This window comes from Paenibacillus sp. FSL L8-0663 (assembly GCF_038008125.1).
Taxonomy (GTDB): Bacteria; Bacillota; Bacilli; order Paenibacillales; family Paenibacillaceae; genus Paenibacillus; species Paenibacillus polymyxa_D.
On record NZ_JBBOYM010000001.1, the window covers coordinates 5,533,454 to 5,554,273 of the forward strand.

General features: G+C 43.8%; 23 protein-coding genes. 16 read left to right on the plus strand and 7 right to left on the minus strand.

All coding sequences use genetic code 11. From position 1 onward, the window contains the following. Window positions 1-93 precede the first annotated feature (93 nt). The 6 genes from MKY75_RS24550 (at window position 94) to MKY75_RS24575 (ending at window position 4,048) form a co-directional block, all read left to right on the plus strand. Window positions 94-1,632: an FAD-dependent oxidoreductase gene (locus MKY75_RS24550; protein ID WP_165145585.1), complete on the plus strand. Its 1,539-nt coding sequence runs from the start codon at window positions 94-96 to the stop codon at window positions 1,630-1,632. A 72-nt stretch (window positions 1,633-1,704) separates the two neighbouring features. Beyond that, on the plus strand, window positions 1,705-1,956 hold the full coding sequence (locus tag MKY75_RS24555) for a hypothetical protein (RefSeq protein WP_039271973.1): 252 nt from the start codon (window positions 1,705-1,707) through the stop codon (window positions 1,954-1,956). A 40-nt stretch (window positions 1,957-1,996) separates the two neighbouring features. Then, complete coding sequence (locus MKY75_RS24560) at window positions 1,997-2,377, plus strand: spore coat protein (protein ID WP_039272188.1); 381 nt, start codon at window positions 1,997-1,999, stop codon at window positions 2,375-2,377. Further along, window positions 2,374-3,510, plus strand: coding sequence for a zinc-dependent alcohol dehydrogenase (locus MKY75_RS24565; RefSeq protein ID WP_029518843.1), 1,137 nt, complete (start codon window positions 2,374-2,376; stop codon window positions 3,508-3,510). The genes MKY75_RS24560 and MKY75_RS24565 overlap by 4 nt, the downstream gene beginning before the upstream one ends. Window positions 3,511-3,542: 32 nt before the next feature. Then, the gene (locus MKY75_RS24570) at window positions 3,543-3,752 is read left to right on the plus strand and encodes a hypothetical protein (RefSeq protein ID WP_029518844.1); all 210 of its coding nucleotides are present in this window, start codon (window positions 3,543-3,545) and stop codon (window positions 3,750-3,752) included. Then, complete coding sequence (locus tag MKY75_RS24575; RefSeq protein ID WP_029518845.1) at window positions 3,749-4,048, plus strand: spore coat protein; 300 nt, start codon at window positions 3,749-3,751, stop codon at window positions 4,046-4,048. The genes MKY75_RS24570 and MKY75_RS24575 overlap by 4 nt, the downstream gene beginning before the upstream one ends. Before the next feature lie 155 nt (window positions 4,049-4,203). Here the strand turns inward: MKY75_RS24575 and MKY75_RS24580 are convergent, their stop codons facing one another. Both MKY75_RS24580 and MKY75_RS24585 read right to left on the minus strand, forming a co-directional pair. Continuing rightward, window positions 4,204-5,190: an aldo/keto reductase gene (locus tag MKY75_RS24580; protein ID WP_340886879.1), complete on the minus strand. Its 987-nt coding sequence runs from the start codon at window positions 5,188-5,190 to the stop codon at window positions 4,204-4,206. 174 nt (window positions 5,191-5,364) lie between these two features. Beyond that, entirely contained in the window at window positions 5,365-5,994 is a 630-nt protein-coding gene (locus MKY75_RS24585) for a YfbR-like 5'-deoxynucleotidase (RefSeq protein WP_029518847.1), read from the minus strand. A 190-nt stretch (window positions 5,995-6,184) separates the two neighbouring features. Here MKY75_RS24585 and MKY75_RS24590 point away from each other — a divergent pair, with 190 nt between their 5' ends. The 5 genes from MKY75_RS24590 (at window position 6,185) to MKY75_RS24610 (ending at window position 11,253) form a co-directional block, all read left to right on the plus strand. Beyond that, window positions 6,185-6,880: a response regulator transcription factor gene (locus MKY75_RS24590; RefSeq protein ID WP_029518848.1), complete on the plus strand. Its 696-nt coding sequence runs from the start codon at window positions 6,185-6,187 to the stop codon at window positions 6,878-6,880. Further along, the gene (locus MKY75_RS24595; RefSeq protein WP_029518849.1) at window positions 6,873-7,877 is read left to right on the plus strand and encodes a sensor histidine kinase; all 1,005 of its coding nucleotides are present in this window, start codon (window positions 6,873-6,875) and stop codon (window positions 7,875-7,877) included. Before MKY75_RS24590 ends, MKY75_RS24595 begins: the two co-directional genes overlap by 8 nt. Before the next feature lie 102 nt (window positions 7,878-7,979). Beyond that, a complete protein-coding gene (locus MKY75_RS24600; RefSeq protein ID WP_069012292.1) occupies window positions 7,980-8,741 on the plus strand; it encodes an ABC transporter ATP-binding protein in 762 nt (253 codons plus the stop codon). Continuing rightward, the gene (locus MKY75_RS24605) at window positions 8,731-10,671 is read left to right on the plus strand and encodes an ABC transporter permease (protein WP_029518851.1); all 1,941 of its coding nucleotides are present in this window, start codon (window positions 8,731-8,733) and stop codon (window positions 10,669-10,671) included. Before MKY75_RS24600 ends, MKY75_RS24605 begins: the two co-directional genes overlap by 11 nt. Window positions 10,672-10,824: 153 nt before the next feature. Further along, window positions 10,825-11,253 carry a hypothetical protein gene (locus tag MKY75_RS24610; RefSeq protein WP_340886881.1) on the plus strand — a complete coding sequence of 143 codons (429 nt, stop codon included), beginning with the start codon at window positions 10,825-10,827 and terminating at the stop codon, window positions 11,251-11,253. A 32-nt stretch (window positions 11,254-11,285) separates the two neighbouring features. On the opposite strand, the gene MKY75_RS24615 is transcribed toward MKY75_RS24610, so the two are convergent. Further along, complete coding sequence (locus MKY75_RS24615) at window positions 11,286-12,260, minus strand: aldo/keto reductase family protein (RefSeq protein ID WP_340886883.1); 975 nt, start codon at window positions 12,258-12,260, stop codon at window positions 11,286-11,288. Window positions 12,261-12,421: 161 nt separating this feature from the next. Beyond that, complete coding sequence (locus MKY75_RS24620; protein ID WP_340886886.1) at window positions 12,422-13,384, minus strand: radical SAM protein; 963 nt, start codon at window positions 13,382-13,384, stop codon at window positions 12,422-12,424. Window positions 13,385-13,698: 314 nt separating this feature from the next. Here MKY75_RS24620 and MKY75_RS24625 point away from each other — a divergent pair, with 314 nt between their 5' ends. The 4 genes from MKY75_RS24625 to MKY75_RS24640 all read left to right on the plus strand — a co-directional run bounded on the left by MKY75_RS24625 (window position 13,699) and on the right by MKY75_RS24640 (window position 17,145). After that, entirely contained in the window at window positions 13,699-14,337 is a 639-nt protein-coding gene (locus MKY75_RS24625) for a histidine phosphatase family protein (RefSeq protein ID WP_340886888.1), read from the plus strand. A gap of 96 nt (window positions 14,338-14,433) precedes the next feature. Further along, complete coding sequence (locus MKY75_RS24630; RefSeq protein ID WP_029518856.1) at window positions 14,434-14,910, plus strand: DsrE/DsrF/DrsH-like family protein; 477 nt, start codon at window positions 14,434-14,436, stop codon at window positions 14,908-14,910. Window positions 14,911-15,044: 134 nt separating this feature from the next. Then, window positions 15,045-16,553, plus strand: a complete 1,509-nt coding sequence (locus MKY75_RS24635; RefSeq protein ID WP_069012298.1) for an aminotransferase class V-fold PLP-dependent enzyme — start codon at window positions 15,045-15,047, stop codon at window positions 16,551-16,553. A gap of 82 nt (window positions 16,554-16,635) precedes the next feature. Continuing rightward, window positions 16,636-17,145, plus strand: coding sequence for a DUF1036 domain-containing protein (locus MKY75_RS24640; RefSeq protein ID WP_029518858.1), 510 nt, complete (start codon window positions 16,636-16,638; stop codon window positions 17,143-17,145). 107 nt (window positions 17,146-17,252) lie between these two features. On the opposite strand, the gene MKY75_RS24645 is transcribed toward MKY75_RS24640, so the two are convergent. Continuing rightward, a complete protein-coding gene (locus MKY75_RS24645; protein WP_340886891.1) occupies window positions 17,253-18,305 on the minus strand; it encodes an LLM class flavin-dependent oxidoreductase in 1,053 nt (350 codons plus the stop codon). 251 nt (window positions 18,306-18,556) lie between these two features. Here MKY75_RS24645 and MKY75_RS24650 point away from each other — a divergent pair, with 251 nt between their 5' ends. Further along, entirely contained in the window at window positions 18,557-19,312 is a 756-nt protein-coding gene (locus MKY75_RS24650; protein ID WP_029518860.1) for an AIM24 family protein, read from the plus strand. A gap of 41 nt (window positions 19,313-19,353) precedes the next feature. Here the strand turns inward: MKY75_RS24650 and MKY75_RS24655 are convergent, their stop codons facing one another. Together MKY75_RS24655 and MKY75_RS24660 are read right to left on the minus strand one after the other, a co-directional pair. Continuing rightward, window positions 19,354-19,692, minus strand: a complete 339-nt coding sequence (locus MKY75_RS24655) for a zinc ribbon domain-containing protein YjdM (RefSeq protein WP_069012300.1) — start codon at window positions 19,690-19,692, stop codon at window positions 19,354-19,356. Between the two features lie 261 nt (window positions 19,693-19,953). Beyond that, a complete protein-coding gene (locus MKY75_RS24660; RefSeq protein ID WP_340886894.1) occupies window positions 19,954-20,820 on the minus strand; it encodes an SDR family oxidoreductase in 867 nt (288 codons plus the stop codon).

Genomic DNA, 20,820 nt, shown 5'->3' on the forward strand with positions numbered 1-20,820 from the left:
TCAAAAAAATACTAAAGAGAGTCGTTTAGTGAATATAAAACCCCACAATGATAACAATATACATAAATTGTATACAAAGGGGTTTTTGTAAAAATGACACAAGGCAAATCTCGTATCGCATTTCCGCAATTTCCCGAATCGTATTGGTTAGCTTCCACTGACATCCCTAACTTCCCCAAACTTAGTGAGGATATTCAGGTGGATGTTGCCATTGTAGGTGCGGGGATTACCGGTATTACCACTGCTTATTTACTTTCTAAAAAAGGATTAAACGTCGCCGTCGTCGACGCAGGGCGGATACTTCATGGGACAACCGGTCATACTACCGCCAAAATTACCGCACAGCATGATTTGATCTACAGCGAGTTTATTTCCCATTTTGGCAAGGAAAAAACCCGGCTCTATTACGAAGCCAACCACAACGCTCTTCAATTTATCAAACAAACGGTAGAAGAATTTAATATTGATTGTCAATTTACAGAAGAAGATGCCTACGTTTATACATGCGAAGATACGTACGTTGGAAAAATCGACGACGAATATAAAGCTTACGAGCAACTTGGCATCCCGGGAAGTTATGTCGAACAAACGCCTCTGCCGTTTTCAACTAAAGCAGCTATTAAGATGAAAAACCAGGCCCAGTTTAATCCTGTACCTTTCTTAAGATATTTGGCAAACCAAGTCATCCGTCAGGGCGGGGAAATTTATGAGCAAACCACCGTTGTAGATGTGGAAAAAGGAAACCCTGCCATCATTACAACCAGCGACGGAAAGAAAATTACCTGCAACCATGTCGTATCCTCCTCACATTTTCCATTCAATGATCCCAACGGTCTTTATTTTGCGCGATTGCATGCCGAGCGGTCTTATGTACTCGCGGTCAAAACCGATAAAATCTATCCAGGTGGTATGTATCTAAGTGCAGAAACCCCAAAACGTTCACTTCGCTCCGTAATGGTAAACGGAGAACCAATGGTTATCGTCGGTGGGGAAGGTCACAAAACAGGACAAGGAATCTGTACTTTCCAGTACTATGAAGCTTTACAAAAGTTCGCGGAGCAAACATTTGGATTAAAGGAGATCGTTTATCGCTGGTCGGCCCAAGACTTGTATACGCTAGACAAGCTCCCTTATATTGGGCAGGAACTATCCAACACCTCTAACATCCTCGTTGCTACGGGTTATAGAAAATGGGGGATGACCACAAGTGTAGCGGCAGCCTTATTAAATACGAATCTGATTACCAGAGAGGAAAGCCCCTACCAGGATCTTTTCTCCCCTTCAAGGTTTCATATGGACCCCGACATTAAAACATTTGTAACTCAAAATGCAAATGTGGCTAAACATTTGATTGCTGGAAAGTTAGACATCAGCTACAAAAAAGCCGAAGAACTGGAACACGACGAAGGGTCGGTCATCCGGGTAAACGGCAAAAGAGCAGGCGCATACCGAGACCCACAAGGAGCATTGCACCTAGTGGACACGACATGCACCCATATGGGTTGCGAAGTCGAGTGGAATGAAGCGGAAAGAACATGGGATTGCCCTTGTCATGGCTCTCGCTTTTCATATCAAGGCGAAGTCATTGAAGGACCGGCCAAAAAAGCACTTGGCAAGGTTGAAGCCGAATAGCACGATCCTTTCGAATAAACCTAGTTAGGCTGGATAACATACCTTTGAGAAACATAAGAGAAAGGTGATCCGATGATAAACCAACAGTCTACATTAGCGGCGCATGAGTCCTTAGAAATCCACGAAGCGCTTAATTTTAAAACGTTATGCTTAGCCAAGTCCAAATTAATGCAGGGCTTGGTATTCGATCAAGAGCTAAAGGATTTAATGGAAAAAGATGTTCAGCAATCTATACAAGCTATTGCCGATTTGCAAGCATTGTATGTTAAAGCACCGTTTCAGGCACCTGTTCCAGAATTCCGACCAACACCAATCTTAAATTGAGGTGAATGATGTGACATTAGATCAGACCCAGTCCGCTAAAATGGATTATGTGGATCCAAAAAACTCATTAAACATGCCAGAAATGGCAGACACGACCTTAGCGATGGATTTTCTGATTCGCGTCAAGGAAGGAGTTCGAAATACAGCCGTAGCCTTGACGGAAACCGTCTCTCCAGATGCCAGAACTCTGTTGCGCAATCAACTGCATCAAGGCATCGCTCTTCATCAGGAAATTACTGATCTTATGGTACGAAAAAAATGGTTTCATCCCTATGATCTGCAAAAGCAGTATCAATTGGATCAACTATCAGCCAACAAGACGGTGGACATCAGTAAAATGAAACTGTTCCCAGACGATACCACCCGCAAGGGTATGTTTGATCGCACGCCGGACGAACATATGGGAGGAAACCAGGCATGAAAGCAGTGACCTACCAAGGTATCAAAAACGTTGTGGTTAAAGAGGTTCCGGACCCAAGTATTCAAAAAGCCGACGATGCGATTGTCAGACTGACGACAACCGCTATTTGTGGTTCAGATCTGCATCTCATTCATGGAATGATTCCGAATCTACAGGAAGATTATGTAATTGGTCATGAGCCGATGGGGGTTGTAGAGGAAGTTGGCAGCGGCGTAACCAACTTAAAAAAGGGAGACCGCGTGATCATTCCGTTCAACATAGCGTGCGGTGAATGCTTTTATTGTAAAAACCAATTGGAAAGTCAATGTGATCATTCTAATGAGCATGGAGAAATGGGCGGTTTTTTCGGCTATTCAGGAACAACTGGTGGATATCCGGGTGGACAAGCTGAATATTTACGTGTGCCTTTTGCCAACTTCACTCACTTCAAAATTCCGGAGAGTTGTGAACATCCTGACGAGAAGCTTTGCCTGATTGCTGATGCCATGACTACTGCATTTTGGAGCGTCGATAATGCCGGAGTAAAGAAGGGGGATACTGTCATTGTTATTGGCTGTGGACCGGTAGGTCTGCTAGCCCAGAAGTTCGCCTGGTTCAAAGGGGCAAAACGAGTCATTGCGGCAGACTACCTGGATTATCGTCTGCAACATGCGAAGCGTACAAATCATGTGGAAATTGTTAATGTAGAATCGCAAGAAAACGTCGGCAACTACCTCAAAGAGATAACCAAAGGAGGCGCAGACGTAGTTATTGACTGCTCCGGCATGAGCGGTAAAATGTCTCCGCTGGAATCTCTCGCTTCCGGTCTCAAGCTTCACGGCGGAGCTTTAGGAGGACTAGTCATAGCTACACAGGCTGTGCGCAAAGGTGGCACCATTCAAGTTACCGGAGTCTACGGCGGACGATATAACGGTTTTCCTTTGGGAGACATTTTTCAGCGAAATGTTAATTTACGTACGGGACAGGCTCCCGTTATTCACTATATGCCATATATGTATGAGCTGATTGATACAGGAAAGGTGGACCCAGGAGACGTTGTTACACACGTCATTCCGTTAAGCGACGCCAAACGTGGATATGAAATTTTTGATACCAGACAGGACAATTGCATCAAAGTTGTACTTAAACCTTAACTATATATTGGAGCATTGGAGGTAAACGTCATATGGTGTATGGCCTGCACGAAACACTTGAAGTCCATGAATTGTCAGCGTTCAAAACAGTGTGTCTTACCAAGTCTAAAACCATGCAAGCATTAATCTCTGATCCAACTCTCAAAGCTATATTACAGCAGGATGTTGACTTATCGACCCGCCAATTACAAGAACTCGGTACCCTCTTAGATCAAGCCATCTCACAGGAGGTTAAGCCATGAATACACTGTTGGAGCATTTGACCGGACTGCATACCTTAACGGACCAAGTCATTGCAGCCGATTTTCTGAACGCGGCCAAAAGCGGTGTGAGAAATTACGCTATGGCCGTAACAGAAGCGGGAACTCCAGAAATTAAGGCAATTCTTACGAAGCAACTGGATGAGGCTATTGATATGCATGAGCAGATTTCAACATACATGATCGAACGTGGCTGGTATCACCCATGGAACGTAAAAGAGCAGCTTACGATGGATCTACAAAATATCAATACTGCATTGCAAGCCCCTGTTTTATAAAGATAGGACGCTCACTTCGGTCGTACATTCCTGACCGTAGGACGTCCCTTGGGAATTTTAAAAGCACATCCTTAGCAGTATATGTAAACCCACAAAGCCGCCTTTCACGTCGATACGCGTTAAGGGCGGCTTTTGGGATTAACATGTTATCTTAATTATTCGGCTTGCCAATTCGGCATCCGTTCTGCAGGATAACGAAGACCCGCTGCCATTCCTTTTGGAATAATTGCGTTAATAGCTTCCATTTCCTGTGCGGATAAAACAACATCGACGGATCCTGCATTTTCCTCTAAATAACTAACCCGCTTGGTTCCTGGAATCGGTACAATTCCCTCTTGCGCAAGCAGCCATGCCAACGCCAGTTGAGAAGGTTTGACCCCTTTTTGGGCGGCAAGGTCCTTAACATGCTGCACGAGATCCAGATTTTTCTGGAAATTCTCAGGTTGAAAACGTGGCACAGAGCGACGGAAATCATCTTCTGCAAAATCATCAAACTTCTGAATTTGTCCGCTCAAAAAGCCGCGTCCAAGTGGACTGTAGGCCACAAACTCGATGCCTAGTTCCTTACACGCCGGTATAACTTCATCTTCTGCTTCTCGGCTCCATAAGGAGTATTCCGTTTGCAGCGCTGTAATCGGATGTACCTTGTGAGCGCGTCGAATGAGCCCAGGAGAAGCTTCGGACAGCCCCAAATAGCGGACTTTTCCCGCTTGAACCAAGTCACTCATCGCACCAACTGTTTCCTCGATAGGCACATTCGGATCAACACGATGCTGGTAGTACAGATCAATCACATCTACACCCAGTCTTTGCAGGCTGCGATCACATGCCTCTTTTACGTATTCGGGACGGCCACTTACACCCATAAATGCGCCATCTTCCCCACGCATAATGGAAAATTTAGTGGCTAATACGACTTCGTCGCGGCGGCTCCGCAGGACTTGGCTAATCAGTTTTTCATTTTCCCCCACACCATAGACATCGGCAGTATCCCAAAAGTTTATCCCTAGCTCCAGCGCACGATGAAGTGTTTTGATCGACTCCTGCTCATTCAACTCACCGTAATATTCGGACATTCCCATGCAGCCCAGACCCAGTGCAGATACTTGAAGGTCACTGTTACCCAGTTGTTTCTTTTTCAATTTCTATCACTCCTAAATTGTCAGAATAGTCATCGTATTTCCTAAGCACCACGTCACATTCCGTATGTTACTACTTAAAGTTAACTTGAAGTCAAGCATTGTCTCGTTTTGAAACGAGAATTATTATGTATGAACAGAAGCGGTCGGTAGCTTCTGGACGGTAGGGAGATTCACTTACAGAGCTAAAGCCTCTTCCGTAATCTTCTTGATATCAATGGATGAAGGCGTTTCTTCCTTGACCATATCGGGCAGGATATTTTCCAAAAAATACTCAACGCAGTGTAATTGAATATTCTTGATTTTTACAAGTGCATTACGGTACATGACTATAAATTCTTTTTCCGTATTTCCCCGCTGAAGTTCTGCAAATGCTTCGTATACCTGATCCATCTTGTCCGCAACTTCAAGGATTAAACCTTCTACAGAATCATCTTTACCTTCCCTTAGCTGTTTGCGAAAAATAGCCTTAAAATCCTCGGGAATATTCTCTTCAATAAAATACTCAATCATACCCTCTTCGACCTGTTGGATTAATAATCGTAGTTCCTTAGAGGAGTGCTTAACTGGCGTTTTGATGTCTCCAATAAAAATCTCCCCGTAATCGTGACTGCTCGTAATCTCGTATAGCTTTTTCCAGTCAATACGGACACCATTTCTCTCTTCAATATCAGCCAGCGTTTTGGCGTATTGTACGACTTTCCAAGAATGTGCCGATACGCTGTGTTCCTCGAATTTAAACTTACCCGGACAACGGATGATTCTTTCCAGCTCATTTAGCGACCGAAAATACGTGTGAATCCCCATCATTGCATCCATCCTTTAATATATATATGAGATAGTCAATCTAAATCCCACTATAAACCTCAACTATTAACAGCAGATTATCGCAATATCAAGTGGAATTCACACATGTAGCATATACACAATTTTTGCTATACACTTTATAAAAGAGGAATTTGCAAAATCCTGAAAAAAATATAAAGTGGTGAATTCGTTGTTCAAAATCTTATTAATTGAAGATGATGAAACTTTGTTCCATGAAATGAAGGATCGGTTAACTCAATGGAACTATGATGTGTATGGCATCCAGGACTTTAATAAAGTCATTCAGGAATTCACAACGATAAAGCCTGATCTGGTCGTGATAGATATTCAATTGCCGAAATTTGATGGGTTTCATTGGTGTCGAATGATTCGATCCCACTCTAACGTCCCCATCCTCTTCTTATCTTCACGGGATCATCCTACGGATATGGTGATGTCGATGCAGCTTGGAGCGGATGATTTTATCCAAAAACCGTTTCATTTTGATGTACTCATTGCCAAATTACAGGCGACACTCCGCCGCGTATATAATTACAATACAGAACCTGTCTCCCTTAAAACATGGTGTGGCGCAACGGTCGACTATGAAAAAAATGTAGTAGCCAATGAGACTGGCTCCATCGAATTAACCAAGAACGAGATTTTTATTTTGAAGCTGCTGATCGAACAAAAAAATAAAATTGTTGCACGTGAGGAATTAATTAAAAGCCTCTGGGATGATGAACGTTTTGTCAGCGACAATACCCTGACCGTCAACTTGAACCGCCTGCGCAAAAAATTGGACGAGCTGGATTTGGGCCGTTTCATTGAAACGAAAGTCGGGCAAGGCTACATGGCTACAGAAGAGGCACCTGCCTATGATTAAAAAATACCTTATAGAGAGGCGGAGCTGGATTCTACTGTTTGTGTGTCAGCAATTCCTGATCCTGTTCATTGCTTATGTGGATGCAGCAATTCCGTTAATGCCGATTCTTTATATCGTCTTCTTATCTATGATGATTTTCTTGGTTTTTTTAATCATTCGTTATCCCAAGGAAACCAAGTTCTATACCACACTAGAAAAATGGGAGAGTTCTCTTGAACTAACGGGTATAGGCGAACCGGAGAGTCCGTTTGAGCAAATCATTGAACAAAAAATCACGGGCCAGAACGAACGGTTACAACAGATCATCTCGCAAAATCAATTGACACTTGAACATGAAAAAGATGAACTATTATCCTGGATTCATGAGGTAAAAACACCTTTGACCACCATGCATTTGATGATTGAGCGGTTGGACGACAAGTCCCTAAAAGCTCAGTTAACCTATGAATGGCTACGAATTCACTTACTGCTGGATCAGCAGCTCCATCACAAACGAATATCTTTTATTGAAAATGATCTGTATGTCGAGCAAGTGGATTTAAAATCTCTGGTTTTTAAAGAGATCAAAGCATTACAGTCATGGTGCATCCAAAAGGGGATCGGTTTTGACATCCAACTTGAGCACATGGAAGTGCTGAGTGATGCCAAATGGCTGGCTTTTATCATCAGACAGCTCTTAACCAATGCCATCAAATATAGCGATGCCAGTGATATTATCATTCACAGCTATGAACAAAGGGATCGAATACAGCTTGAGGTTCAAGACTTTGGACGCGGTATTGATCCGAAGGATATACCGCGTATCTTCGAGAAAGGTTTTACCTCCACAACCCAACATTCTGATCACACTTCAACGGGTATGGGGTTATATTTAACGAAAAAGGCAGCACAAACCTTGCTCATACATATAGATGTGCACTCCAAACCGAACGTAGGTACAACCTTCACTTTAATTTTTCCCAAACGAAATGATTTCGTGAGTGTGGTAAGCATGTGACAGAGATGTCACATGCTTTTATGTATTGTTCGCCCAATCAAAGGAAAAACATCGGCTCTATTTTTATAATAAGGCTACAAGAACAATAAGGAGTGCATCGAAGTGAACATTTTAGAAGCTCATAAAATCCGTAAAAGTTACGGTAATAAGTTCAATATGCAGGAGGTTTTGAAGGGAATAGATATCCTTATTGAAGAAGGGGAATTTGTCAGTATTATGGGAGCCTCCGGTTCAGGTAAAACCACATTGCTGAATGTTCTTTCCTCTATTGATAAAGTGAGCCAAGGTTCCATTAGAATCAATGATATCGAAATGACGAAAATGAAAGAAAAGCAACTGGCTGAATTTCGAAAAGAGCATTTAGGCTTTATTTTTCAGGAGTATAATCTGCTGGATACGCTAACGGTGAAGGAGAACATCCTCTTACCGTTATCCATCACCAAAACGCCTAAGAAAGAAGCCAACCGAAGATTTCAGGAAGTGGCTACAGAATTGGGGATTTATGAGTTGAAAGATAAGTATCCCAATGAAATTTCGGGTGGACAGAAACAGCGTACATCAGCGGCCAGAGCGTTTATTCATGAGCCCAGTATTATTTTTGCCGATGAACCTACGGGTGCACTGGATTCCAAGTCGGCTTCCGATTTATTAAACAAGCTGGGCCAGTTGAACCAAAAACGCAAAGCAACCATTATTATGGTCACGCATGATCCTGTCGCTGCCAGCCATTGCAGTCGGGTTATTTTTATTAAGGATGGGCAAATGTATACGCAGCTTCACAAAGGCGAGCAGGAAAGACAAAGCTTCTTCCAGGATATCATGAAAACCCAAGGGGTCTTAGGCGGGGTCCAATATGAACATTAACCTGCTCATTCTAAAAAATTTGAAAAAAAACCTGAAAAATTATTACCTTTATGTTTTTGCCCTCATTTTCAGTGTTGCACTCTATTTCGCTTTTGTCACACTACAGTACGATCCCTCCATGGACGAAGTGAAGGGGTCTGTTAAAGGTGCCGCTTCCATACGGGCAGCTTCCATTTTACTGGTCGCTATTGTCTGCATTTTTCTTATGTATGCCAATAATATTTTTATAAAAAGACGAAGCAAAGAAATTGGCCTATTTCAATTGATCGGAATGACTAAAAGTAAAATTTTTCGCATCCTGAGTGCTGAAAACCTAATTTTATACTTTAGTTCCCTCTTCATTGGGATTGGGGTTGGATTCTCCTTTTCCAAATTAGTGATTATGATTTTATTTAAGACGACGGGCGTCGAAGCCATTGCCACTCTATATTTCTCTAACCAAGCACTGACTCAAACACTCATCGTTTTTGTTGTCATCTACCTGCTGATCATGCTCATGAATTATTCTTTTATCAAAAGACAAAGTATTTTGTCCTTGTTCAGAGTGACCTCAACCACCGAAGGGAAAATCAAGAAAATATCGATCTTTGAGATGATCATCGGGATCATTGGCATCTCTCTCATCGCTTTAGGTTACTATGTTTCCTCCAAATTATTTGGTGGAGACTTTACATCCATAAATGAATTGTTTATGGCTATGGTGTTTATTTTGGGCACTGTCATCATCGGAACACTCCTTTTTTATAAAGGATCTATCCGCTTTATTTCCAATATCATCAGAAAGAGTAAAGGCGGCTATTTGAACATTAATGAGGTGCTATCTCTCTCATCCATTATGTTCCGCATGAAGTCCAATGCTTTGTTGTTGACCATTATTACGACAGTATCAGCACTTGCCATCGGTTTACTTTCCTTAAGCTATATCGCCTATTATTCTGCGGATCAAGCAGCTGAGGACAATGTACCTTCCCATTTTGCCATGACGAATGTACCGGATGCGGAGAAATTCAAAGCGTTACTTCATGAGCATGATATAAAGTATCGTGAAAAGAAAATTGAAGTGATTCAAGTCAGTGTGAAGACAGCGCAAATTATGGAGACTCCTATGGAACAATTAAATGATGGTACGGATTCCATGACACTGCCTGTCGTAAGCGACCAATCTGTGGAGGGTACGGATGTAACTCCAGGCCAAACGGTTTTAACGGGCTATAATGATATGTTACAGAAATTCATGTCCTTGAAAGACTTTGGCCCCTTGGATTTGAAGGGGAAAACAGAAGTCATACCTCAACAATATGTGGGTCTAAAAAAGGATTATGTCATTCCCTACTATTTTGCAGCCGGGGGAGTACCCACTGTCATTGTAGACGAAACCATCTTTGAGCGGTTAAAGAAAGATGTAAATCCTGAGATTCAAAAGAAATCATCCTTATATATTGGAATTGATATGATAAATGCAGAACAGATTGAAGAAGCCAATCGTCTCTTTGCAGCTGCGAATTTTAATGATCAACAAACATCCCGCCTTGAAATGAGCAGCAATCAGAAGCGGAACATGGGAGTGATCATGTTTGTAGTTGGCTTTTTGGGACTCACCTTTCTCATTACATCAGGCTGTATCCTTTACTTTAAGCAAATGGATGAGAGCGAAGATGAAAAAGCCAATTATACGGTGTTAAGAAAGTTAGGGTTCACCCAAAGTGACCTGCTTCGAGGCATTAAAATAAAACAGCTCTTTAACTTCGGCATTCCATTAGTGATTGGCCTATCACATAGCTATTTCGCCGTCCAATCCGGCTGGTTCTTGTTTGGAACCGAAATTTGGATGCCTATGATTATCGTTATGGTGCTGTACACCGCCTTATATTCCATTTTTGGGATACTATCCATCCTGTATTATAAAAAGGTCATTAAATCAGCATTATAATCGGCAAAAAGCAAAAAAGCCCCAGGCGAAAGTGCTGGGGCTTTTCCAAATATTTGAGCATTTTCGTTCCTACATGTACAATAAAATAACTATCATCGTAACCCCAAAGGGGGAGAGCTTATTTTATTATTAATCATCAATGGCATCGGCATCGTGGCCAATATCATACTCGGTTCCTTTATAGGCGCAGCTATTTTTATGGGAATCGTTTTTTTCCTGATTGGCTTGCCTGAGTTTAAAAAATCGCCGAAACTTACGAAAAAGGCTAAAAAAGATATCGCCTATATTATGTCCACATTGTTAACCCTTGTTGTATTCATGGTTATCGTTTTCTGGAATATCCGTGCCTCAGGTGATTTGATGCTAGCAGGTCCGCTAACACCGCAAATGAAGTTTCACTGGGGACAAAAGGTGTTGATGCTAGGGTTACTGGAGGGCTTATGGTCTGTCATCACCCTAAAATGGCTATTACCCATCTTTTTTGATCCGTTGGATCTCAGTAAGAAGCAAATCCTCGTTCTAGTGAGCGGGATTGTATTTAGTGTGGGTTCAGGAATTTATGCCATACTTGGAGCTAGTTAATGGTTCGCCTCTACAGAGGCTCGTGTGAATGCTTAACGCAAAGGTTCAAAACTCTCTGCTTGCTTAAGAATCCGCTCAATTTCCGCGCATGTCTCCGGTTGCAGCGTCACTTCGACTGCTTTTACATTTTCCTCAATTTGTGCCGGTTTAGTAGCCCCAATAAGTGCAGCGCTGATACCCGGTTCTCTCAGAATCCAAGCAAGCGCGAGCTGTGACAGGGTAACACCCAAATTCTTCGCCAGCTTATCCAGCTCCTGGACACAGTTCAGAACGGTATCGTTCATGTAACTGCTGATGACATTATTGACAGAGGCATCAGCCCCGCGGCTACCCGTCGGTAAAGGTTGTCCAGGCTTGTATTTCCCCGTGAGGACCCCTTGGGCCAGAGGCGAAAATACAATTTGGCCGATGCCTACCTGCCCGGATACCGGAAGTACCTCATGCTCGATGTAACGTTCGAACATATTATAGATCGGCTGATTGGCAATCAGCGGGCGCAGATTCAGCCTTTTTCCAATCCCATAAGCATCCATGAGCTGGGCAGCACTCCATTCGCTGACAGCAGCGTACAGAATCTTACCCTGAGCCTGAAGGTCATCGAGCGCTCGCAGCGTCTCTTCTAAAGGAGTGTCCGGATCATAACGATGACAAAAGTACATGTCGATATAATCCGTACCCAGACGCTTCAGACTCGCTTCACATTGCTCCATAATGTGCTTGCGTGACAGTCCCCTGTCATTGGGACCGGAATCCATAGGGAAGTACACCTTAGTAGATAATACATAGCTATCTCTTCGATAAGACTTCAAGGCAGCTCCCATAGCCTTTTCGCCTTCTCCCCGGTTATACGCGTTCGCGGTATCAAAGAAATTAATCCCGAGTTCAAAGGCTTTGGCAATACAGGTATGAGTTGCTTCCTGCTCGGCGGCTGTACCGTACGTCAACCAGCTCCCCAAGCCGATTTCACTAATTTTAAGACCACTGTTGCCTACATTTCTATATTTCATATCTACTCCTTCTTTCATAAGAGAATTATATTTTTATATTTTAACATGTAAACCCTTTCATTAAAATCATTGATAAAGGATTCATGGAGTTACATGAAGGATATCTACCACCCTGACTGTTAGGGTGGTAGATGCTTTAGTTTCACAATTTCAAATCATGTCTACTTGCTTCCTACAGGAAAAAGCGCATCATATGCAGGACAAGGCAGTTTGTCGAGAAACTCCTGAAGCTGCTTCGGTTTATTTTTGTAAATATCCTTTAAGGATGTTCCATCATAAATATTGCCGATGACCACAGGATGGCATAGCTCACAGATCAGAATGTCCCCGTTCCCGTGCAGATGGAGCTGTTTTTTACCATCAACACAATTGGAAAAATACACACCCGGCTGTTCCTTGAAACCCAGTGCTTCTGCGAAACGGTCCATACAGGTGAAATACAATACAGTATCATCTTTTTTATGTGCAATCAGGTCATGAACGGAACGGACGAGCGCTTCCTTGGTGGAAATAGCGTTCCAGTTGGTATGATCCATCACAATGCTGTTTTGGATTTCATGGATGCGCACACCGAGATCATATACCATTTCGCTAATAGCTGGCATGTTGTTTTGTGTCTCCGCAAACAGCAACGTCTCCAACACCGTTTCCAGCTTGGCCTCGGTACATAACCGGATATTTTGAACAATTTTCTCATACATGCGAGGATGAACATGATAATATGCTGCATATTTATCAGCATCCGTGAAGTTGAAGGAGATATGAATGTTGGAAAGACCTGCATCACGCAGTTTCTCAATTCGTTCAGGGCTGAGCAAGCTGGCATTGGTGTTGAGCTGGGTAGCGATTCCTTTGCTCGAACAGTGAGCCACAATGCCCAGACAATCCTCATACTTCAGGGTCACTTCTCCCCCGGACAGTCGCACACGTTTTAACGTTGGAATGTCATCAATAATATCAATGACCTCTTTGCTGCTAATGCATTGCCCATCGTTCCGCTGATATGCGCAGCAGTAATCACACTTGAAGTTGCAATTAGAGGTGACCCCGACTTCCAGTCCCTCCAGCTCGTAGATGCCCGGCTTTTCCAGTTCAAGTGCTTTATATTTGTTCTCTATACTCACTTTCTCATGATCCTCCCGATCTCAGGCTTGTGTCTTGAATTCCCCTTGAGATTATACAGAATGGGACGGTTTGTAGATATGACATTGGTAACGGCGAACCGTTGCATAAGTAGCGTCATGTTTTGGGTAGGGAACTGCAGAAAAAGCGCAGAAAAGGATTGGAAGCATATTGTTAAATAGTAAAAAACTCAATGTTAGAGGGTTACAACCGCCTAGCCTATGGAAACAGTAACTTATACTATTCCCCGTTTTTTTCTTCCCTCAATACATATACTATATCTCAAAATTGTATTCTTAGGGGGAGAGATGCGAAGATGAAAAGGTTAGTTTATGCATGCATGCTTTCTTTACTTCTTATGACTCCGATACAAATCGTGGGAGCAGCTATAAATACAGCGGAAGCTAGACCAGTTAAACCAGAGTTACTAAGTTCTCTTCGTCAGGGTGGATACATTCTGTTCGTTAGGCACGGTGAAGCAACGCTAGGAGAAGATCAACCTAATCTCGTCTTAGGCGATTGCTCACTCCAAAGGAATCTTTCCGAGGAAGGTAAAAGACAAGCCTTACTTTTTGGGGAAAGGATAAAGAGCTTACAAATCCCCATTCAAACCCCAGTTATAGCAAGTCCCTTTTGTCGAACAAGGGAAACGGCAGAATTAGCTTTTGGAGCAGAAAATGTTCATGTAGATCCCTTCTGGGTTAGAATTTACAATCTAAGTGGTGATGTAACCGCAGCAGAGAAGGAAAGTACATTAGCCGAACTGACTTCTGTGTTAGAGAAAGTTCCACCTTCTGGGACCAACAAAGTTATCATTGCTCACAGTTTCCCTCAAGGCATTGGTTTGGGCGAGATTCCGAACTTGGGTACTGTAGTTGTGAAGCCAAGAGGACAGGGAAACGGTTTTGATATTGTAGACAGGATATCTTTTGCTGAGTTGTCGAGTGTGCCGTGAGAAAAATTTGCGGCTTCAGACAACACAGTGAACCATGCATAGTTTTCATTTCCAAATCCATACTGAATATATCTGTTGGTAATGGAGGCGGGAATTGTGGATAAAAGGATGAATCTGCTTATGTTCAGCGGCGATTATGATAAGGCAATGGCTGGACTGATTCTGGCAAATACAGCGCGGGAATTGGATGTGGATGTGACGATGTTTTTTGCGTTCTGGGGATTATCACTGGTTCGTGATCCCGAGAAGATGACGCTTGAGGATAAGACGATTTACGAGAAACTCATGGACTTGATGACGCCCAAAGGGCCTGAATCCTTACCGCTGTCCCATATGAATTTTAGTGGTCTGGGCAAACTGATGCTAACGGAAATGTTGGAAGACAATGAAGCCCCAAAGCTGATCCACTTCCTAAAAGGTGCCCGGAAGAAAAACGTCAAATTTTATGCCTGTAAGCTATCGGTGGATATTATGGGTTTTAAACCGGAAGAATTTATACCTGAACTGGAAATTATCGAGGCCAAAACGTATCTAAAAGATGCGCTCGAATCCGATATGCAGTTGTTTATATAGCATAGACTTGCGCCTTATCCGGCTGTTGGATGAGGCTTTTATTGTGACTAAATGATGACACTCGCCTATTTTTTTTAACCCATTCGGACCTACTTACGTACCCTAAGAAGACAGAACGACTTGGGAGGCGCCGTATGCTCATGGCTCGAATTGGAAGCAGTAATTGTAGGTATCAGCCTTCTAACGAGGCTTATTTCCAAAGGTATCGTGAAAGTACAATCGGATATCACCAGACCTTTGAATCTCCATATGGACAAAAAAAGCTGATTTATGCGGATTGGGCAGCCAGTGGCCGTCTGTATGGACCCATCGAGTCGAAAATAGCTCATGAATTAGGCCCTTTTGTGGCGAATACGCATACGGAGTCTAATTTGACAGGAACTCTGATGACCCAAGCCTATGAAGAAGCGAAACAAATCATTAAGGGCCACGTTCATGCCAATGAACATGATATCATCCTGTTCGCCGGGTCAGGTATGACAGGTGCAGTGAATAAGCTTCAGCGGCTATTAGGATTGAAAATACATGAAAAATTAAAGCCCCTCTACCCCATCGCCAAAAAAGAGCGCCCCGTTATTTTCGTTACACATATGGAGCATCATTCCAATCATATTTCCTGGGCAGAAACCGTTGGAGACGTTGTATGTCTTCCTCCGGGTCCCGGCGGGATTGTCGATCCAACTCATCTCGAACGACTGCTGCTTCAATTCCGGCATCGCCCTATCAAAATCGGCGCCTTTACCGCCTGCTCTAATGTTACAGGGTTCGAAGTACCGATTTACCAGCTATCTCGCAAAATGCACGAACATGGCGGCGTTTGTTTCATTGATTTTTCAGCAAGCGCACCTTATGCCGAGATTAACATGCACCCCACAGATCCTCTCGAGAAACTGGACGGGATTGTATTTTCACCCCACAAATTTCTTGGGGGTCCCGGTACAAGCGGCGTTTTAATTATGGATTCGAGACTATGCCTTAGTTGTGCTCCGGATCAGCCCGGAGGGGGTACAGTTAGCTGGACCAATCCTTGGGGTGGATACGAGTATAAAGATAATACTGAAGCCCGTGAGGATGGAGGAACCCCTGCCTTTCTACAGGCCGTTCGAACGGCGCTCTGCATTCGGCTGAAAGAACAAATGGGATACAACCGCATGTTGGAGCGAAAAAAGGAACTGACATCATTATTACTAAAAAGCTTGAGTACCATACCAGGACTACACATTTTAGGAGGAAGCAGCCAAGAACGAATGGGAATCGTTTCTTTCGTTGTCGGTCCTATTCACTATAACCTGATCGTAAAACTATTGAATGACCGGTTTGGTATTCAGGTCCGGGGCGGCTGCTCTTGTGCAGGCCCCTACGGACATTATTTGCTGGGCATCGACCCCCAAACGTCTAAACAAATGACAGACCTGATCGATGCAGGAGACTTATCTCGAAAACCGGGCTGGGTGCGTCTGTCGCTCCATCCCATGATGACGAATCAGGAAGTCTCCTATATCGCCTCTTCCATACGGGCAATCGTGGAAAACATCGTGACCTGGCAAAAAGATTATACCTATCAACCAGAATCAAACGAATGGAGATCTATAAATGAACATAACAAAATAGACATCAGCAAATGGTTCAATTTTAGCGATTAAGAGACTCGTGTCCGTTCCCTTCTTTCAAAACTCTCATAGAATACTCTGTAGGATTACTATATGAGGAAAGAAGTGACGACAAATGGGTCTCAATTTTCGCAACAGTACCAATGCGGCTATCTTTGTGGTCTTTGCCTATCCGGACTTCAGCTGTACTCCTGTTAACTATTCTAAAGCAGGCTGGTACCGTGTTAACCCTGGACAGACTATTCAGGTTTGGAGCGGCTTCGCAGGAGGGAATACGTTCTTTTATTACGCTGAAGATGATTTTGGACGCGAATGGCGGGGTTCATATTTCACTCAAGTTCCTGAGAATGCCTTCAATTGGTGCTGGGATACAGGTTGTACCACTTGTAGAAGCGTGGGACTGCGGAGAATCGCAGTTAGTCCATTCGTCTTGGACTACACCATCAACTTTGTAACAAGCAGCAGTCAAAGAAAACCTGCATCATCTACACTCCGCATGACATTGCCTTCCAAGGCAATCCAAGAGAAACCTATCCTGCGCAGAGTCCCTGCTAAACCTAAGAGACTAAAACAAGGTAAAACCCTGTTGCAAAAGCGCATCACGCATAAAAAACGGACAAAATAAAAAATGATCTGATCAGCTCATATATAGATTATTTTAGAGTTAAGAAAGGAGCGGCCATATCGCTCATGGTCTGCCCCTTTCTCCTTTGTCTACTGAGATCAATCCACCTATTTACTCTCGGATTCCCACTTGGATATCTCTTCACGAACCCGTGGTGCTACCTCTGTTCCCAATAGCTCAATAGCTCTCATGACATCATCATGCGGCATCGTCCCGACGGGTACGTGTAACAAAAAACGTGTAATGCCTACCTGTTTACGCAGATGAATGATTTTTTGGGCAACCATGTCGGAATCGCCTACATATAACGCTCCTTCAAAGCTGCGTGCGGCATCGAAGCTGGAGCGAGTGTAAGGGCCCCAACCGCGTTCACGCCCAAGCACATTCATGCTCTGCTGAGTGGAAGGGAAGAACTTATCCGCTGCCAGCTCAGTAGTCTCTGCGATAAAACCATGTGAGTGTGATGCAACCGGAAGCAGCGATGCATCATGACCGGCATGCCTCGCGGCTTTTTTATATAGTTCCACCAACGGGGCAAACTGTACAGGGCTACCCCCGATAATCGCCAGAACCAATGGCAAACCGAGCAATCCTGCACGAACCACAGATTCCTGATTCCCCCCACTCCCAATCCATACGGGCAACGGATTTTGAACTGGACGCGGATACACGCTCAAATTGTGAATTGCAGGCCGATGTCCGCCCTTCCAGGTGACTTTCTCGGATTCTCGGATTTTCAATAACAGCTCCAGTTTTTCATCAAATAACTCATCGTAGTTATCCAAATCATACCCAAATAACGGGAACAATTCGATAAAAGAGCCCCGGCCTGCCATAATCTCAGCTCGTCCATTCGAAATGCCGTCCAGTGTAGCAAAATCCTGAAACACACGTACGGGATCATCCGATGAAAGTACCGTAACTGCACTGGTTAACCGAATCCGTTGGGTCTGTGCAGCAGCAGCAGCGAGGATAACAGCAGGTGCAGATGCCGCATAATCTTTACGATGATGCTCCCCGACGCCGTACACATCCAGCCCTACCTGATCTGCAAGCACAATCTCCTCGACCACTTCACGTATTCGTTGTGCGTGACTGATAACCTCCCCCGTTTGGGGATCCGGCGTTGTTTCTACAAACGTGCTTATCCCTATCTCCACTTGCTCTACCCCCTATTTTCATGTTTCATTCTCATTCGGCTGCTTTCGAAGCCAATCATTTTAAAAACCGATATCTTTATATTGAACCTTTTTCGCATCTTTTTCAAGCTCTCCTTTTCTGAGTCTGAAAATCAGCCAAGGGAAGTGTCAAGATTCGCCGCAGGAAAAGAAGTCTCTTTGTCGAATATTGTATGGAACAAAGAAGTTTCCCATCCCCACACCATGAATACAACAAGGAGGCACTTACATTTATGGCTTTTGTTATTAATAATTTAAAGGATAACAGCAATGTTGCTATCACTGACCAATTAGGCGGATTTACGGTACTGGAATACATAACAGATTTGAGCTGCACCTCGGTTGCGGCTGCGCAAGACAATTACTATATGAGCAAAAGTAACATGCGCCGCAAGCAACTCATGATCGAAATCAACAATAGTGAGATTATGATGAAGGCGGGAGCCATGCAATATACTGTGGGTAGCATGGAAATGACTACCGGTGTAAAAGGCGTGGGAGGCTTAATGCGAAACTTGGTGTCCGGCGCTGTAACAGGGACAGGTGCCATTAAACCGCACTATAAAGGCACGGGTACCATTATGCTGGAGCCTACCTACCAATATATTTGGCTTATTGATGTCGACAATGATGATATTGCCATCGAAGACGGCTTGTTTTTGGCTTGTGACACGACGCTGGACATATCCGTCGTTGCACGTAGTAATCTTTCCTCTGCCGCACTGGGTGGAGAAGGGTTATTTAATTTAAGCGCCCGCGGAAAAGGAGTTCTGGCACTTCAAGCGCCAATCCCTTCCGAGGAAGCGGTCGTTATAGAATTGCAAAATGATGTGCTGAAGGTGGATGGTAACTTTGCCCTCATGTGGTCCAATACCTTACAGTTCACCGTCGAAAAATCTGGAAAAACCAAAATGGGCTCGGCTGCTTCCGGCGAAGGGCTGGTAAATGTGTACAGGGGAACAGGAACCGTATGGTTAGCGCCCTTATAAACAAAAAAAGGAGAAGCCCTCGGCTTCTCCTTTCTTACATTTTAATTCTTTTTTACAAACTCCGATTTTAGCTTCATTGCTCCAAAACCATCAATTTTGCAGTCAATATCGTGATCGCCATCCACCAGACGGATGTTTTTTACTTTGGTGCCAATTTTTAAGACGGATGAGCTTCCCTTCACTTTAAGGTCTTTAATGACAGTTACAGAGTCACCATCCTGTAGGATGTTACCATTCGCATCTTTGACGACCTTTACGTCTTCACTACTTGCTTCTGGCTCGGTAGACCACTCATGAGCGCATTCCGGACAAATGAAAAGACTGCGATCCTCATAAGTGTACTCTGAATTACATTCAGGACAATTTGGTAAATTAGACATGGTATTATGTACTCCATTCATTTTCAAATTCTACTGCTGTGCTAAGCTTCCTTGATAGACCAAGCTTGCTCCAAGTCTTCCTTGGAGTTCCCTACAAGTATATTGGATAATCCGTCACGATTCCACTCATGGATGAAACTAATCTGAGTATTGTTGCACCTCATATGTAAGCGTTCTGTCTGCTGAAAATGTCCATAGGTGAACATATAACTAAAAACGGATGTTGCCTAGGTAGGCAGCATCCGCTTTACGGCACGTTTATTATGCTTGGATTTGCTTGATTAGTTCACTAATTCCTTGGCTAAGCGGTGTAAGGGGGCGTTTCAACAGCTTCTCAAAATCGCTGCTTACGACATCCAAGGCTCCTTCACGAATCGCTTGTTGAATACCAACCACAATAGGGATTGCTCCTTCCGGGACTCCCGCACCGAGCATAACCTCGGCATACGTAGCATCATCCACCTGCTGGACAGGAACGTTTTTGCCCAGAACCTCAGCAAGTACCGCTGCAAACTCTTCTTGGGTAATCGGCTTACCGGAGAGCTCGTATATTGTATTCTCATGTCCTTCACCAGACAAAACAGTTGCAGCTGCTTGCGCATAATCTGCGCGGGTAGCCCAACCTACTTTACCGGACCCTGCCGAGGTTAGCCAAGGAGCACCCGCGAGTACGGATCGGATCGTGCCTGCCTCATTCTCCAGATACCAATTATTACGCAAGAAGGAATAAGGAATACCTGACCCGCGAATGAACTCCTCCGTGATGCGATGTACGGGCGCAAGAAATAGAGTGCTGTCAGCGGCATTGGCAGCGCTAGTATAAGCGATGAAGCCTACTCCAGCACGCACAGCAGCATCAACAGCCGCTTTATGCTGACGAATTCTAGTATCATTATCCCCGTCTGCGGATATAATCAGCAGTCGATCTACTCCAGCAAACGCTTGATCCAGCGTCTCCGGTTTATCAAAATCACCGTGACGAACGTCAACGCCACGAGACCGTAAGTTCTCTGCTTTTTCTGGATTTCTTACGCTAACAATAAGATCGTTTGCGGAGACAGATGTAAGCAACGTATCTACCACGATGGAACCCAGTTGCCCTGTTGCTCCTGTTAATGCGATTTTCAT